This window comes from Bacteroides sp. f07 (assembly GCF_042854785.1).
GTDB lineage: Bacteria > Bacteroidota > Bacteroidia > Bacteroidales > Bacteroidaceae > Bacteroides.
This window is the reverse complement of the sequence record NZ_BAABXI010000003.1, coordinates 332,394-349,020: the sequence shown is the minus strand read 5'-3', so window position 1 is coordinate 349,020 and position 16,627 is coordinate 332,394. Positions and strand designations below refer to the sequence as shown.

Below are 16,627 nucleotides of genomic sequence, written 5' to 3'. Positions count from 1 at the left end.
TATGAGAAAAATTTCTTTGAAAGGGCTTTTTTGCCCAAAAAGTTTAGAATCTAAGCAAATAATACTGACTATGAAGATCACTTTATTCCTTCTTCTGTTCGTAACATTTCAAGCTTATTGTGAGAATGGATACTCTCAGAGTGCAAAAATCAGCATTCCCCGCTCGACGCTGAAAGTAAGTGAGTTACTCTCCAAGATAGAGTCACAGACCGATTACTTGTTCGTTTACAACAAACAAACAGTTGATGTAAAGCGGGTAGTTGATGTAGTTGCCGACAATCAGCCGGTAACCGAGATACTCGACCGCGCCTTCAAAGGTACGGGTGTCCATTATGTAATGGAAGGTAATAATATTGTGTTGACCAAGACTGCAGAGAATAGTGCATCCACACAACAACAAAAAATAATAACCGTAAAAGGTGTCGTGATTGATGCGAGAGGTGAAGTGATTATTGGTGCCAGCGTTGTAGAAAAAGGAACGACGAACGGGACGATTACCGATTTGGACGGTAACTTTACGCTTAAACTTCCCAGTGACGCTGTTATCAACGTTTCCTATGTAGGTTATCAACCGCAGAGCATCCCTGTCAACGGGCAGACGAATTTCAAGATAAAGATGGAAGAGGAAGCGATGGCTTTGGAGCAGGTGGTGGTTACCGCTATGGGTATCAAGAAGAAAGAAGCTTCTCTGACTTATTCTACCCAGCAAGTGGGAGGTGATGAACTTACCCGTGCTAAAGATCCGAATATGATTAATGCATTGGCCGGTAAAACCGCTGGTGTACAGATTACTAAAAGTTCTTCCGGACTTGGTGGCTCTGCAAAAGTTTCTATTCGCGGTAGTCGTTCTGTTAGTGGAAACAATCAACCGCTTTATGTGATTGATGGTGTCCCGATGTTGAACGGTAGCAATGAACAGGCATCAACGGCAATCGGTGGTACGGCGGATGCAGGTAACCGTGACGGTGGTGATGGTATCTCTAACCTGAACCCGGATGATATAGAAAGCATGAGTATTTTGAAAGGTGCTTCCGCTGCCGCTCTTTATGGTTCTCAAGCTGCCAATGGAGTTATCCTTATCACAACGAAGAAGGGTAAAGCGGGTATGCAGAAAGTAACATTCTCATCCAACCTGACTGTTGACCATGCGATTTGTTTGCCGGAATTCCAGAACAGTTATGCTATGGATCCTACTAACAAAAACGGATGGGGTGAAAAGAAAGCATTGAAAGACTACGATAATGCAGGTGACTTCTTCCAGAATGGAGTGACGGCTATTAACTCAGTATCGTTTATGACCGGTAGTGATAAGATGCAGACTTATTTTTCTTACGCCAATACAACTGCCAAAGGTATTGTTGAAAAGAATAAGATGCAGAAGCATAACCTCAACTTCCGTGAGACAGCCAATTTCTTCAATGATTATCTGAAACTGGACGCTAATGTGAACCTGATGACGCAAACAATCAAGAACCGTCCTACTTCCGGCGGTTATTATATGAATCCGTTGGTTGGATTATATGGCTTCCCCAGAGGTGAAGATATCTCCGAATATAAAACTGAGTTTGAACAATTTGATGCAAAGCGTAATATGAATGTTCAGAACTGGTATACTTCTTATCAGGACATGGAACAGAATCCTTACTGGATTACGAACCGTATCAATAGCAATGATAAACGTACGCGTGTAATCGCTTCATTGACAGCCAGCGTGAAAATTACGGATTGGTTGAATATTCAGGCTCGCGGTACAGCCGATTATACGCACGACCAGTATCAGCAGAAGATGTATGCTTCTACGGCTCCGGCTCTTTCGGGACAGAATGGACGCTATATTGACTTGAATCATACCGAGACTCTGTATTATGGTGATGTTATGGCAATGTTCAATAAAACATGGGACGATTTCTCATTGAATGGAGCAGTTGGTGCCAGTATCAACAGTACCAATGTGAATTCTTTGAGACTGGATTCTAAAACAGCTTCCCTTTATTATCCGAATGTCTTTACAGTATCCAATATCAAGATGACGCAAGCTGCTTATATTGAAGAACTGATTAATCAACGAAGAGAATTGCAATCTATATTCGCTACGGCACAACTTGGATGGAAAGAGAGCCTTTACCTGGACGTAACTGCCCGTAACGACTGGTCGTCTACATTGGCCTTTACCGACCATAAGAGTTTCTTCTATCCTTCTGTCGGCCTTTCCTGGATTTTGAATAAGACCTTGAAACTTCCTGAATGGATTTCATTTGGTAAAATCAGGGGCTCATGGTCAAAAGTAGGTAACGACCTTCCTTTGTTCGTCAGTAATTCCATTCCCGGAAGTAACGATATTATTGGTGCCGGCGGCGCCATCGTTTCTTATGCAAGCGCACCTTTTAGCGATTTGAAGCCGGAGATGAGTACCTCTTATGAAGTGGGTACGGAATGGAAATTCTTCAATTATCGGTTGGAGTTTGATTTTACTTACTATCGTACGAATACTAAAAATCAATTGTTTACCTTACCTTCTTCAGCAGGTGCGGAATATAAGTCCTATCTGGTGAATGCCGGTAATATTCAGAATGAAGGTGTCGAACTGACTTTAGGTGCTACGCCGGTGATGAATGATGCTTTCCGTTGGAAAACTCAATTTAACTTCTCAACCAATAAAAATAAGATTGTCGAATTGCATCCCGACTTGAAAACATTTGTTTATGGTGATGAAAGCTTTTCTTCTTCCTATTCCATGCGTTTGGTACAGGGCGGTTCGTTTGGTGACATCTATGGCAAGGCTTTCGAGCGTGATGATAACGGTCAGATAGTATATACTACGGATAAAGACGGTGATAAAGTGCCGAATGTGATTGGTGGCGGTAACACAGAAAAGGTTGGTAATTGTAATCCGGACTTTATGTTGGGTTGGAGTAATACCTTCACTTACAAAGGTTTCTCACTCTATTTCTTGATTGACGGACGTTTTGGCGGTGATGTATTGTCACAGACACAGGCAGAACTCGACCAGAGAGGTGTCAGCCTGAATACAGGTGATGCCCGAAATGCCGGAGCGGTTAATCTGGAAGGCACTTCTGTAAATCCGAGGAAATTCTATACGGCAGTCAGCGGTCGTGACGGATGTACGGAATATTATATGTATGACGCAACTAACATCCGCTTGCGCGAACTTTCATTGGGATACTCTTTCCCGCAATCTTTGCTTGCAAAAGCCGGTGGGGTATTCAAAGAAGTACAGTTGTCCTTTGTAGCGCGCAACCTGTTCTTTATTTCGAAGAAAGCTCCGTTTGATCCGGATGCAGTATTGTCAACCGGCAACGATAATCAGGGTATTGACGTGTTTGGTATGCCGACTACCCGTAGTTTAGGTTTCAATGTTAAGTTTACATTCTAAAATGAGGAGGTTTTATATTATGAAGAATAATATCACATATATAGCTAGTTTACTATTAGGCGGCATGATCGGATTTTCGTCTTGTACAGACTCTTTCGAATCATACAATACCAATGAAGCCGGATTTAATAACGAATCCAAAAAGCAGGATTTTAATTATTACACGATTCCTTTGAGCATTGTACAGCAAGGTGTTTATTTTAATTATGATTGGGGAAGTGGCAAAAACTGGACTTTTCAGACCATGCAGAACCTTGGCTCGGACTTGTTCGCCGGATATGTTCATGATTTCAATCCTTTCAATGACGGCAAGAATAATAGTACCTATTACATGATGGACGGATGGAACGGTTCTTCATGGGACAATACTTATGGATATATCATGCCTGAAGTACAGAAATCCGAGCAGATAAATGAAAATATTAATTGGGGCTTTTACGGTATAACTAAAATATTGAAAGTGGAGCTGATGCATCGTATATCCGACCTTTACGGGCCGATTGTCTATACCCAGTTCGGCTCTAAAACCGGTTCAAAACCTGATACCCAACAAGAGGCTTATACAGCGTTCTTCAAAGATTTGGATGAAGGCATTGACAAGATACGTAAGTTTGTGGCTGATAACCCGGGTATGGAAAACTTTACCAGCTTCGATGTCTTTATGCCTGAAGGAAAGAAGAACTATGCCCAGTGGATTAAGTTTGCCAATTCTCTTCGTCTGCGTTTGGCTGTACGTCTGTCAGTCGTAGCTCCTAAGACTGCTGCCGCTGAGATTGAGAAAGCAATGAATCCGGATGCAGGTGGATTGTTGGAAGCTAATAATGACATTGTTGCTGTTTCCACTGCATTGGGCTTTACAAATCCGTTTGGAGAAATCAACAAAGGATGGGGTGAAGTATTTTTGAATGCCAATCTGGAATCTTACATGAAAGGTTATGAGGATCCTCGTTTGGAGAAATATTTTGAAAAGGCGGAAGGGATAAAAGATGAAACTAGTGTTATAGCCTATGCCGGGACTTATAAGGGAATCCGTCCGGGAACCGGTTTTAGCCATAAGAACTATGCCAAACATTCCAAAAGTACCATCTCGCAAACAACGAGTGCAGTGCTGATGACTCCTGCCGAAATATGGTTTCTTCGTGCTGAGGCCGCTTTGAGGGAATTTACAACAGAAGATCCGAAAGATTGTTATGAAAAAGGCGTGAGAGCTTCTTTTGCCCAATGGGGAGCTGATGGAGCGGATAAGTTTCTGGCAAGTGATAATGTGCCTGCGGATTATAAAGATGCGTTCAATGCGGAATATAATGTGAAGGCTGCCGGTACGATTACGCCGAAATGGGATGAAGGAGCAGAGCCTGCTGTGAAGTTGGAACGTATCATCACTCAGAAATGGCTGGCAATGTTTCCTGAAGGTTGTGAGGCATGGACAGAGCAACGTCGCACCGGATTTCCTAAGTTATTTGAAGTGATGGTGAATCAAAGTGGCGGTACGGTAGATTCGAAAATCGGTCCTCGCCGTTTGAACTTCTTTGTAAGTATTAAGACCACTAATCCGGAACAGTATCAGCAATTGCTGGATGCTTTGGGTGGAGCAGACAATTGCGGTACACGTCTTTGGTGGGATACCGGCCGGAATTTTTAAGAGTTGAAAATAGTTTATAATTATAGGTATAACTTTTTTGATCCAAACATGTTTTCTCCGTGTATTAGGAAATGAAGGGAGAAAGATTGCGGGGGAGCGAAGTCGAGGGGGCTTCGCTCCCTTTTTTGTTTGTAATATTCCAAATACTCCGTGAAAATCGTTACTTTTTTATCATTTCATATTTTTAATGGGTATTATATTTCTATAGTAATACTAAAATGATTAGATTTGCGCCGATTTATTAATAGTTTTAAAGAAAAAGAACAAATTACAAACTAAACATACGATCAAATTCTTAATCAAATAATAAAACATGAAGAGAAATTTGTCTATTTTAATTGCATGTATTTATGCAATTTCTTTAAGTGCGCAGAGCGCAGGTATTAACTTTCTACACGGTGTCACATGGGCGGAAGCCGTAACTAAAGCAAAAGCAGAGAATAAACTTATATTCATAGATTTCTACACTCAATGGTGTGGTCCTTGTATGAATATGGCGCAGACTGTCTTTTCTTTGCCGACAGTGGGGTATTATTACAATAATACGTTCGTCAATCTGAAAATAGATGCAGAAGAAGGCGAGGGAGTTACGTTAGCAAAGAAATATGGAGTGCGTAGCTATCCTACTTATGCGTTTATTGACCCTACCACTGAAGAAATAGTTCATAGAAGTAGCAGCCGCCAGTCGGCAGAACAGTTCATTCAGACAGGAAAGGATGCCACTATACCTGCGCAACGTTCTTTTTACCTGCAGGAACAGTATGCGAAAGGCAACAGGGAACGTGCTTTTTTAATCAATTACATCAATTACAATCACTCCGTTTATGCCCGTGATAATGTTCAGAAAGCTTTTGAAGAGTTACTGAAAGGCGGTGCCAAGCTGACAGACCCCGATATATGGGAAGTATATGTGAACAATATCTCAGGCATGACTCCTTATCTGAAACAAGTATCGGACAATTATACGGATTTCTGTCAACGCTTCGGGAAAAAAGCAGTGGATGCAAAGCTGGCTAAAGAAACAACCTACGGCGACCTGGCTGCTATTGAAGCCTTGTGCGACTACGAAGGAAAAGATTTCAATTGCAAAATGATTCGTATCAACAACAGTGTTAACGCAAAGAACTATGATGCTGCCGCAGCTCAGATTGATGCGATGATTGCAGATCCAAATGTTGACCAGCAGGAGCTTATCTCCCGGTTGAAATTTATTGCGCGTTTAAGTTATAAGGTAGATGAACTGCCTGATGCATGGTTTTACAAGTGCGTTGATTATTTGCGGTATATTGCTTATAATCAAAAAGAAAGAGATGATGCTTTTATTCATCAGGAATACGCTTCTGCTCTGGAGATGCTTGTCCGTAGAATGAATGACAAAAAAGCGGTTCCTGCTTATATTATTGCTCCGCCGACACACGGAAAGACAGTGTACAATATGCGTCCGGATGCATTGAAAGCAAAGCCTAAACGAAAATAACATAAACATATTTGATTAATTGTTGGAAAGATGAGAGTAGCAAATATAACGAAGAGAAGCAGTTTATATGGCTTGCTTGCTTTAAGTTCTATGTCGTTTTATCCGGTTTCTTCTGTTTACGCTGAGCAGATGAAACATAATGATACGGCGATGGAAGTGAGCCAGAAGAAAGTAAGAATCACTGGTGTGGTTAGAGATGAGAATGGAGATGCGGTTCCCGGGGCCAGTATTATAGTGAGAGGAACTAATAATGGTACGGTCACTAATATAGACGGACAATTCTCACTGAATGTTGAGGCGGGGAATACGTTGGTGGTGTCTTTTGTGGGATATACCAACGCCGAGTTGAAAATCATTCAGGACAAGTCTAGTTATACAGTAGATTTAAAACCTGCAAGCCAATTGTTGGACGAAGTGGTAGTGACCGGTTATCAGACAATCTCGAAAGAACGTGCGACAGGTTCTTATGCTATCATGACGCCGAAGGATATGGAAGGAAAGCTCCAGACTAATATTTTGGATAGGATGGAAGGAAAGGTTGCGGGGTTGGACCTGAGAGTGACATCGGATAAGAATCTTGCGCCTTCTATACGTGGAGTATCAACCTTGGTTACAGGCAAACGGGCACCGCTGTATGTAGTAGATGGCATTCCTTATGAAGGAGAGTTGGACGCTATTAACCCTGCCGATATTGTTAATGTGACAGTGTTGAAAGATGCTACGGCGGCTTCTATCTACGGAGCCCGTTCGGCTAACGGTGTTATTGTAATCACTACCCGTTCCGGTGAAAAAGGTAAAACCCGTGTCAGCTATAACGGTAGTGTCAAGTTTACGCCGCTGCCTTCACATAGCTACATGAATCTGACTTCAAGCGGTGAGTTGGTTGATTTGATGCAAGAACTTTTTGGATATTATCATAATCCATATCAGCCTACTGATGCACGTTCTACGAATGAAATTTATTTATTGATGTATAAGCGCGAAGCGGGTGAAATAGCTACCGATGCGGAATTACAGTCACAACTTGATGTATATCGCAATCGTGATAGTTATTCACAGATTAAGGACGAACTTCTGCGCAAAGCTCAAATTACGCATCAACATAACATATCATTCAGTGGCGGTTCTGATATTTATAAATATGCTTTATCGGCAAACTATCAGGAAAATCTTCCTTACGAAAAAGAGCAATCGAGTCAACGTATCGGCTTTAATTTAAAGAACCAGTTTGATTTCTTTAAATGGTTGCAGGTTAATGTAGGTATTATCAATAGCAATTACAAAGAAGATTACGATAACGGTTTCGAAGGATTTAGTAATTTATATTCAAAGCCTTACCGTATGCTTCGCAATGAAGATGGTACTCCTGCCGTATGGACTATGAGCCGTACACAGGCATCTATTGACGATTTAGTAGCTAAGGGGCTGTTAGATGAAACTTATCGTCCGTTGGATGAGATAGACAAGAGGCATTATAACAAAGAGAAGAAATATCAGAATTTGAACTTTAGTGCCAAATTCAAGATTATGCCGGAATTGAATTTATCAGTATACTACCAAAATGAGAATTCTTCTATTTATGAAAGTGACTATTATGATGTAAACTCATACACCATGAAGTCTACAATAAATAATGCGACTGTTATTAAAGATGGAAATATTGTCAATCATATTCCGGTAGGTGGACGTATCACTGAAAAATGGTATAAGAACAAGTCATATACATTTCGTGTGCAGGCGGATTTTAATAAGGAATTGGGCAGACATGATGTACAAGTGCTGGTTGGTGCTGAAAGAAGACAAGTAAAAACTCAACGCTCAGATTATACCAAATGGGGGTATGACCCGCAAAGTTTAACATGGAAGTCGTTTAATGAACTGCAATTGGGAACAGGTATAAGTGGAACGGAGGCTTTATATGGCAGCTATTATTTTAGTGGTCCGTATGATGCGTTTTATGATACCGACGACCGCTATGTCTCATTCTATGGTAATGCGTCTTATTCGTTAGACCATCGTTTATCTGTCACCGGTAGTATTCGTATTGACCAGTCAAACTTGTTCGGTACAGACCCCAAATACCAATATCGTCCGTTGTGGTCAGCCGGATTGCATTATGTAGCTTTGGAAAATTGGCAATGGATTGATCGTTTGGCGGTACGCGGAACTTATGGTATCAATGGTAATATAGCCAAAGACAGCGGCCCGTATATGATAGCTACAACTAATTCGCGTCCCAACTCTTACACGAATGAATATTACTCGTACATCTCTACTCCCCCCAATCCGACTTTGCGCTGGGAAAAGACAGGAGTATTTAACCTAGGCGTTGATTTTAATCTTCTGAATAACCGTTTGAGCGGAACAATCGAGTTCTATAATAAAAAGACAGTAGATTTGTTGGGACAACGGAAAACCGACCCGACTTCCGGTTGGAGCTCTTTGCAGTTGAATTACGGTCAGATGTATAATCGCGGTGTGGAAGTCACTTTGCATAGCGAAAATATTCGTACACATAGCTTCAGTTGGTCTTCTGATTTCATCTTCAGTTATAATAAGAACAAACTGACTCAAATTGAAAATTCAGGGACTTCGGCTTACAGTTATTTCGGATCTTTGCAGAATCGTGAAGGATATCCTATGAATTCTATATTTGTAGTCCGTTATGCCGGTTTGGATAAGGAAGGTTTGCCGCAGGCTTATAAAGCCGATGGAACCATTGTCAATAGCTATGATTTGTTAAAGCCAGAGGACTTGGAATATGCGGGAACTACCACTCCACCTTATTCCGCTTCTTTATCAAACCGGATTACTTACAAGGGATTTGATTTGGATTTCATGTTCATATTCTATGGCGGTCATAAATATAGAGATGTTGCAGCAAGCAGTATGTTCACAATGTATCCTGTGATGAACTCTACCAGTGCGATAGACCGTGACCGTCTTAACTTCTGGAGACAGCCGGGTGATGAGAATGATCCGAACATGGCTCCTGCCTTCCTGTATAAACACAGCCGTTCAGGCCAGGTACAATACCTGTGGAGTGCGGCGGATAAGCATATCCAAAAGGGAGATTATATTAAGCTGCGTGACCTTTCCATAGGATATACATTCCCCAAAGTATGGATCAAAAAATTCTTTATGCAGAACCTTCGCGTAAACCTGCAAATTCAGAATTTGTGGTATTGGGCTGCCAATGACAAGAACTTAGATCCGGAAGTATGGTCAGGAACAAGCCTTTCGCCGTCCAGAGGACAGCATATTCCTGCAACTTACACAATCGGGCTATCAGCTAATTTTTAAAAACAAAATTTGAATAGTAAGAATAATATGAAAATAACAAAATATATTGCTATTGCTTGTGCTATCATATCTTTAGCTTCCTGCGATGACTGGTTGGGCAATAAACCGAAAGGTTATACTATCCCCGAGACTTATGCTGATTACGAAAAGTTAATGGCGAATCAATCTTTATTCAATGTCTTGGATCCTTATCTTGTTTATTTCACTGACGACCCTATGATGGTGGAAAAAGGTGAAACGACAGTTGAGTGGTTCGAATATATTGGTAAAAAAGATCATGAAAGGAATATCTTCTCATTTCAGCCGGGGCAGGTGTATACACCCGGAAATAGTGATGCTATCTGGGAAGATGCGTATTCCAACATTTTCAACTACAATGCTATTATAAATAATGTATTAAGCTCCACAGGCGGTGGTGATGCCAACAAGCGCCGTTTGCAAGCTGAGGCATTGGTAGGTCGTGCATTCGAATACTTATGTCTGATTAATGTCTATGGAAAACATTATGATGCTTCTACCGCAGCTACGGATTATGGTGTACCTTTGGTGTTGAGTGAAGAAGTAGGAGGCGGTAAGTATAAGCGTCATACAGTTGCCGAAGTTTATGAACAGATAAAAGAAGATTTGGAAACAGCTTCCGCAAGTTTGGCTGACAAAAGATCGTTCCCTTTCTATCCTACAAAAAATGCTTGTTATTCAGTGTTGTCCCGTATGTATCTGTACATGGGTAATTATAGTGAGGCTTTGAAATATGCCAATATGATACTTTCTGATCCGCAGAATATTCAGTTAATCGAATATAAGAACTATAAGAAGATTGACGGAACTCAATGGAGAAATATCGTAACGGATGATGAAAAAGAGACTCAGTTTCCCGATGGGCAATATGGTTTCCCAAGTCCGGAACAGCTTTATACCCGTTATGTTAGGAACCACACCTTTAATAGCGTAGCTGAAAGCGAAGACCTCCGTCAGGCTTTCGCCAAAAACACAGATACAGAGGCAGGTGAAGTGGATTTGCGTGAGGATTTATTTTTCCGTTCCGACTGCATGAATCGGGGAGCGGGTATGGAATACTTCGAAGGATATACCGTTTATACAGCATGGATACAAATCAATGCGGGGACGTCCATTCCTGAAATGCTTCTGACTGCGGCAGAATGTGAAGCACGTGTAGGATCTACTTCCAAAGCCATCGGCTACCTGAATACCTTGCGTGCATCCCGTATCAAAAATCATATTGCATATGATGCTGCGGACTATACAGATAGACAAAAAGCATTACAGTTAGTACTTGACGAACGTCGTTGTGAATTCGCAATGATAGGATATATGCGATATGTGGATTTGCGGCGTCTGAACAAAGAACCTCAATTTGCAAAAACGATTGTCCATAAAGTGGGAAATGAAACATGGGAACTTCCGGCGAATGACCCGCGTTATATCATGCCTGTTCCCCAAAATGTATTGGAATATAATCCGGACATTCCTCAATATGAACGTTAATAGATAGAAGTGATATGTATAAAATAAAATCAATGATGGTGCTCGGCTTAACGCTGAGTGCCTTCACAACGGCAGAAGCTGCCAAACTGACTTTCAAGATAACTAATCCCAATGAAACGGCTAAAGTTGTATTAACCTTTGCTCAGAGTAATGAACAAAAGGAAATTGCGATAGATGCAGCCGGAAATGGAAGCATTGAAATTACAGACTTTGTGCCGCAGTATGTAACCATGCAATATACTCGCGGACGCCGCACCCTTTATCTAGATCCTAAACAGGATCTTAGTCTGTCGTTCAACAGTGATGATATGTGGAAGAATGTGACTTTCGCAGGAGAAGGGGCAGCTATCAACACTTATCTTGGAAGCGGAAAACTCAAGTCGTTAGGCATGCCCGATATGAAAATGCAGGAAGATGCCATCCTACATAGGGGCGATAGTCTGTATGCGGCTAATTGTCAGGTTTTGGAGTCCGCGCAGCTACCTGCAGGCTTTACCGAGCTTGAAAAGGTACGTTTGCAGTATTACACTTACTATTATCTTCCATTGTATGCTTCTTATCATTCTTATTACGGAAAAGATGAAGACTACACTCCTTCGGCAGCATTCTATAAAAAACTGAAAGGGCTAACTCCAATTGATGCAAAACTGTTGGCTCTGAGAGAATACAAAGCATACTTGCCTGGCGCTGTTACAGCTTTGAGCCTCGAAGGAAAAACAAACGATTCAAAAGTGATTGAACAACGTGTCCATTATGTAGATTCTGAAATAAAAGATGCGGAAGTTGCAGAATTTCTGATGAATGAATTCGTTTATAGCTATGTAGAGAATAGCGGCTTGGACGATGCTGACAGCCTGATTGCCATGTTCCGCAAGCATGTGAAAGATGCGCAGTCTATAGAAAAGTTTAATACACTTTGTGGCAAATGGGAAAAGCTAAGATCGGGTAATCCGTCCGTTAGTTTCTCTTATACGGATATAGATGGTAAAACCGTTTCCATGGCTGATTTGAAAGGCAAGTATATCTACATTGACGTATGGGCTACATGGTGTGGCCCTTGCCGCGGAGAACTTCCTTCATTGAAAGAACTGGAAGAAAAATATGCGGGCAAGGATATTTACTTTGTCAGTATGTCATGCGATAAAAACAAGAAAGCATGGGAAAACATGGTAAAGAAAGATGAACTGAAAGGAATCCAACTTCACATGGGTACTGACAGGTCGTTTATGGATGCCTATCTTATTAATGGTATCCCCCGGTTTATCCTGTTAGACCGTGAAGGCAAAATTATCTCTGCTAACATGACACGTCCTTCGGACTCTAGAACAGCAAAGAAGTTTGATGAATTGTTAGGTCTTTAATACTTTCCTTTACTTCTAAGTATAAGGTTTAATTGAAGATAATTTAGAAATGAAGAGGGTTCGCTTTAAATTTTGAAGCGAACCCTCTCTTTGAGATATTTGTTTATTGATGAGTATGATAATTTCATGAATTATATTCTTTCGACCTTTGGTACAGAACTCTATCGAAAAAGTAATGTACGTGGAAAGTTCTCAATATTCGTACCGACTTCAATAAACTGACATACTTGATAAAGCTTGACCACGGATTGGGAGAGAACTTTTCCGTTATATAAGGAAATAGCCGAGCAAGGAGAGATAACTACCGATATCGTTACTCATTTTTCTGCATTGGAGATGATAGATCCCAGTAATTTCAAGTCTTTGCTATTCTACTTCGGACTTCTTTCCATTAAAGGTGTTGATATGGTGGGAAGCCCCATCTTGCATGTCCCGAATTTAGTTGTGAGGGAACAGCTTTTCAACTTCCTGATTCTAATATGAATCAGCAATGAGTAGAACTGTACGGAAATAAGTTGAAATATAATCTCCCAGCAACTCTACTAGGGAATTACAAAGTGAAAATTTGCTGTCACCTGTCACATATTTATATCTAATTTCTTGATTGTGAATGAGCAATGATGTGACAGCAGTATGTGACAGCACGGTGATGGCATTTTTGTTGTCACCTCTCTTCTTCTTTTAAAAGCAAGTTCCAAGTTGGTCTCCTTTACCTGAAACTTTAGTTTCAATAGCGAAAAACTGGAGTTTCATAACTAAAGAAACAAAAGTTTCAAGTAACTGGAACTCTGGTTTCAAGCAGGTGAAACTTTGGTTTCAAACCTTTGAAACTAGAGTTTCGAGCTTTGAAACCAATAGTTTAAAGGCATTGGGAGAAGAGTAGGCGGTTAACTCATTCTTGTGCAAAAGATCATGTTACTTGTAGACCTGTATAGGCAACTCTCCTTTCAATGCTCCTATCGCATTAAACGCCAATGACTCCATTTCGTTTTCCCCGGGATAGATATGGATAGGAGCCAGAAATGAGATGCGTTTTTTGAGTCGGGAAATAACATAATCTGAATAAGCGATTCCCCCGGTCAGAAGGATGGCATCTATTTTCCCGCATAGGACGGTAGCAGCGCCACCGATGGCTTTTGCTACATTATAAATCATGGCATCCAATATCAGTTCCGCTTTTTTATCCCCTTCTTCTATGGATTTGATAATAGCGGGTACGTCCGTAGTCCCTAGATGTGCAGTCAGACCGGCGCGACCGGAAATACGTTTCTTTAATTCATCTTTCGTGTGCTGTCCGCTGAAACAAAGGTCGATGAGTTGACCTGCCGGAAGCGTTCCGGCACGTTCCGGTGAGAAAGGACCTTCACCGTCCAACGCATTGTTCGCGTCGATAGCCCGTCCGTGATGGTGGACAGCTATTGAAATGCCGCCGCCCAGATGACAGATAATCAAATCAAGGTCCTCATACTTTGTTCCCTGCTCTTTGGCAAAACGCCGGGCTATTGCCTTTTGATTCAATGCATGCCAGATGGTGATTTTCGGCATAAGCGGAGAGCCTGTGATACGGGCTATATCTTCCAGTTCGTCTACGACTCCCGGGTCGGCAATGAAAGCAGGGCAATTGGGAAGAGAGGAGGCCAGTTCTTTGGCTATCAAACCGCCGAGGTTGCAGGCATGCGTGCGCATGGCATGCAATGTGTCCCGTTCCATAGCTTCATTCACTTCATATACGCCGCCGGGAATGGGCTTTACCAACCCGCCACGTCCGATGACAGCATCAAAAGCAAAAGGAATACCGTTGGATTCTAATTCCTGAAGTACCAGATCCTTTCGGAACTCAAACTGATCTATCACCTGCGGATAAACGGATAATTCTTCTACCGTATGCTTGATATTGCTGACCAACAGAGGTGTTTCGTTTTCATATACAGCAATTTTTGTAGAGGTGGAACCGGGATTGATGACCAGAATCTTCATAGAGTTTTGATGTTTGAATTATGAATTATTACCTTGATTAAGCACTTGTTTTCTGCATTCGCAATCTCCTGAAACTTGCAGGCATGCCATCGCTATACTGTAATATTTGGACAGTCCCGAATCACTGCGGGACGGAAGGACGACGGGGCAAATCGGTCCTTGCAGCAATCCTGCCATTTCTGCATTGGCAAACAGGGAAACAGATTTGTAGAATGCATTTCCTGATTCTATATTAGGGAATATAAGTACATCTGCCTGTCCGTTGATAGGAGATACAATGCCTTTTATATCACCGCTGGCCTGCTCGCAGGACGTACGTACATCCAAAGGGCCGTCGATAATGACGTTTCCGAATTCTCCGGCTTCGGCCAGTTCCACGATATTCACATAATCGAGTGAATGAGGGAACTTGGCGCTTACTTTCTCCGTACAGTGAATCAATGCCACACGCGGCTGTTCAATGCCGAAATGCCGGCAGGTACAAATGGCATACCATATCATTTCTATACGTTGTTGCAAGGTAGGGCGTGGGATAACTGCGGCATCCGAGAAGAAAAGCAGTTTATGGTAAGTCGGTATTTCCATCACAGCCAGATGCGTGAGGATTTTCCCTTTCGGAAGCAGTCCTTTTTCTTTATCCAGTATGGCGTGCAGTAGATTGTCCGTATTGATGATTCCTTTCATTAAAATATCCGCTCCGCCGTCACGGACGATGCGCACGGCTTCGCGTGCCGCTTCGTCCGGATCTTCTATATGAATGCTTTTCACATATTCCGGATATTGCTTGAGTGCAGGATATTTTTCGAGGATAGCCGAATCTCCAATCATCAGAAACTCCGCAATCCCTTCTTCCAAAGCACGCGTAATGGCATACTCCGTATTAGGATCATTGGCACAAACCACTGCAATTCGTTTTCTTTGGTTCAGTTTCTTGAGGTGGTTTGTGAGTTGGGCAAAATTTAGAATAGGTTCCATAACGTTAGATTTTTAGCAAATATCAGAAAAATGATTGAAAAAATAAGGATTATAACCCGAAAAAATACATCTGTTGTGTAACATTTTGCTATATTTTATTTGTTTTGCCTGCCGGATGCGTATGGAATCGTTTTTTGATGTATTTTTGCATACATAAATCCCCCGATTAATAAAAGTGGCATGAAACAGTTTGAAAACCTATTATTTGTTAGCTTGATTCTTCTTTGTTGGTTGCTTGCATCCTGCAAAACATCTAAAACTCCTTCCGGATGGTCTTTAGTGTGGGAAGAGAACTTCAGCCGGAAAAAGAGTTTCGATTCGAAGGTATGGAGCAAGATTCCACGCGGGAAATCCGACTGGAATAATTATATGACCAACTTTGATTCTTGTTATTCTATGCGTAAGGGCAAACTGGTATTGAGAGGTATTGTCAATCATACACAGCTTAATGACACTGCTCCCTATTTAACCGGCGGGGTCTATACGAAAGGTAAAAAAGCCTTCGATAACGGGCGTATCGAGATTTGTGCCAAACTTAATGCCGCTAAGGGGGCATGGCCTGCCATCTGGATGCTCCCTGAAAAAGCAGCCTGGCCGGCGGGTGGAGAGATTGACATTATGGAGCGTCTGAATTACGATTCCATTGCCTATCAGACGGTGCATTCTCATTATACCTATACGTTGGGTATCAAAGAGACTCCCAAGTCACATTCCACAGGAGTGATTCGTCCGGAACGGTACAATGTTTTTGCGGTAGAGATGTCTCCGGACAGTCTTTCATTTTATGTCAATGATGTACATACGTTTACTTATCCCCGCATACAGACCGAGGAAGAAGGACAGTTCCCTTTCAATCAACCTTTTTACCTGCTGATTGATATGCAGTTGGGTGGGGCATGGGTAGGGGCTGTCGAACCTGCCGACCTGCCGGTGGAGATGGAAGTGGACTGGGTACGTTTTTATCAACGAAAGTCAACAAAATAGAACATAAC

Annotated in this window: 9 protein-coding genes and 1 pseudogene; 8 read left to right on the top strand and 2 right to left on the bottom strand. The window is 41.8% G+C overall.

Going from position 1 to position 16,627, the window contains the following annotated elements:
• Nucleotide 1 precedes the first annotated feature (1 nt).
• The 7 genes and pseudogenes from ACGHVY_RS21260 to ACGHVY_RS21230 all read left to right on the top strand — a co-directional run.
• A complete protein-coding gene (locus tag ACGHVY_RS21260) occupies nt 2-3,394 on the top strand; it encodes a TonB-dependent receptor (protein WP_390601420.1) in 3,393 nt (1,130 codons plus the stop codon).
• A gap of 19 nt (nt 3,395-3,413) precedes the next feature.
• Nucleotides 3,414-5,036: a SusD/RagB family nutrient-binding outer membrane lipoprotein gene (locus ACGHVY_RS21255; protein ID WP_390601418.1), complete on the top strand. Its 1,623-nt coding sequence runs from the start codon at nt 3,414-3,416 to the stop codon at nt 5,034-5,036.
• Between the two features lie 313 nt (nt 5,037-5,349).
• On the top strand, nt 5,350-6,513 hold the full coding sequence (locus tag ACGHVY_RS21250; RefSeq protein ID WP_390601416.1) for a thioredoxin family protein: 1,164 nt from the start codon (nt 5,350-5,352) through the stop codon (nt 6,511-6,513).
• 30 nt (nt 6,514-6,543) lie between these two features.
• Nucleotides 6,544-9,816, top strand: coding sequence for a SusC/RagA family TonB-linked outer membrane protein (locus ACGHVY_RS21245; protein ID WP_390601413.1), 3,273 nt, complete (start codon nt 6,544-6,546; stop codon nt 9,814-9,816).
• 27 nt (nt 9,817-9,843) lie between these two features.
• On the top strand, nt 9,844-11,322 hold the full coding sequence (locus ACGHVY_RS21240) for a RagB/SusD family nutrient uptake outer membrane protein (protein WP_390601412.1): 1,479 nt from the start codon (nt 9,844-9,846) through the stop codon (nt 11,320-11,322).
• 14 nt (nt 11,323-11,336) lie between these two features.
• Nucleotides 11,337-12,683: a TlpA family protein disulfide reductase gene (locus tag ACGHVY_RS21235; protein ID WP_390601410.1), complete on the top strand. Its 1,347-nt coding sequence runs from the start codon at nt 11,337-11,339 to the stop codon at nt 12,681-12,683.
• A gap of 194 nt (nt 12,684-12,877) precedes the next feature.
• Nucleotides 12,878-13,157 (top strand): annotated as a pseudogene (locus ACGHVY_RS21230) (hypothetical protein); the annotation flags it as partial.
• 441 nt (nt 13,158-13,598) lie between these two features.
• Here ACGHVY_RS21230 and buk read toward each other — a convergent pair.
• Nucleotides 13,599-14,660, bottom strand: coding sequence for a butyrate kinase (gene buk / locus ACGHVY_RS21225; protein WP_308745135.1), 1,062 nt, complete (start codon nt 14,658-14,660; stop codon nt 13,599-13,601).
• Between the two features lie 18 nt (nt 14,661-14,678).
• Nucleotides 14,679-15,635: a phosphate acyltransferase gene (locus ACGHVY_RS21220; RefSeq protein ID WP_308745136.1), complete on the bottom strand. Its 957-nt coding sequence runs from the start codon at nt 15,633-15,635 to the stop codon at nt 14,679-14,681.
• A gap of 180 nt (nt 15,636-15,815) precedes the next feature.
• Between ACGHVY_RS21220 and ACGHVY_RS21215 the strand changes: the two genes are divergently transcribed.
• Complete coding sequence (locus tag ACGHVY_RS21215; RefSeq protein WP_390601409.1) at nt 15,816-16,619, top strand: glycoside hydrolase family 16 protein; 804 nt, start codon at nt 15,816-15,818, stop codon at nt 16,617-16,619.
• Nucleotides 16,620-16,627: the final 8 nt, after the last annotated feature.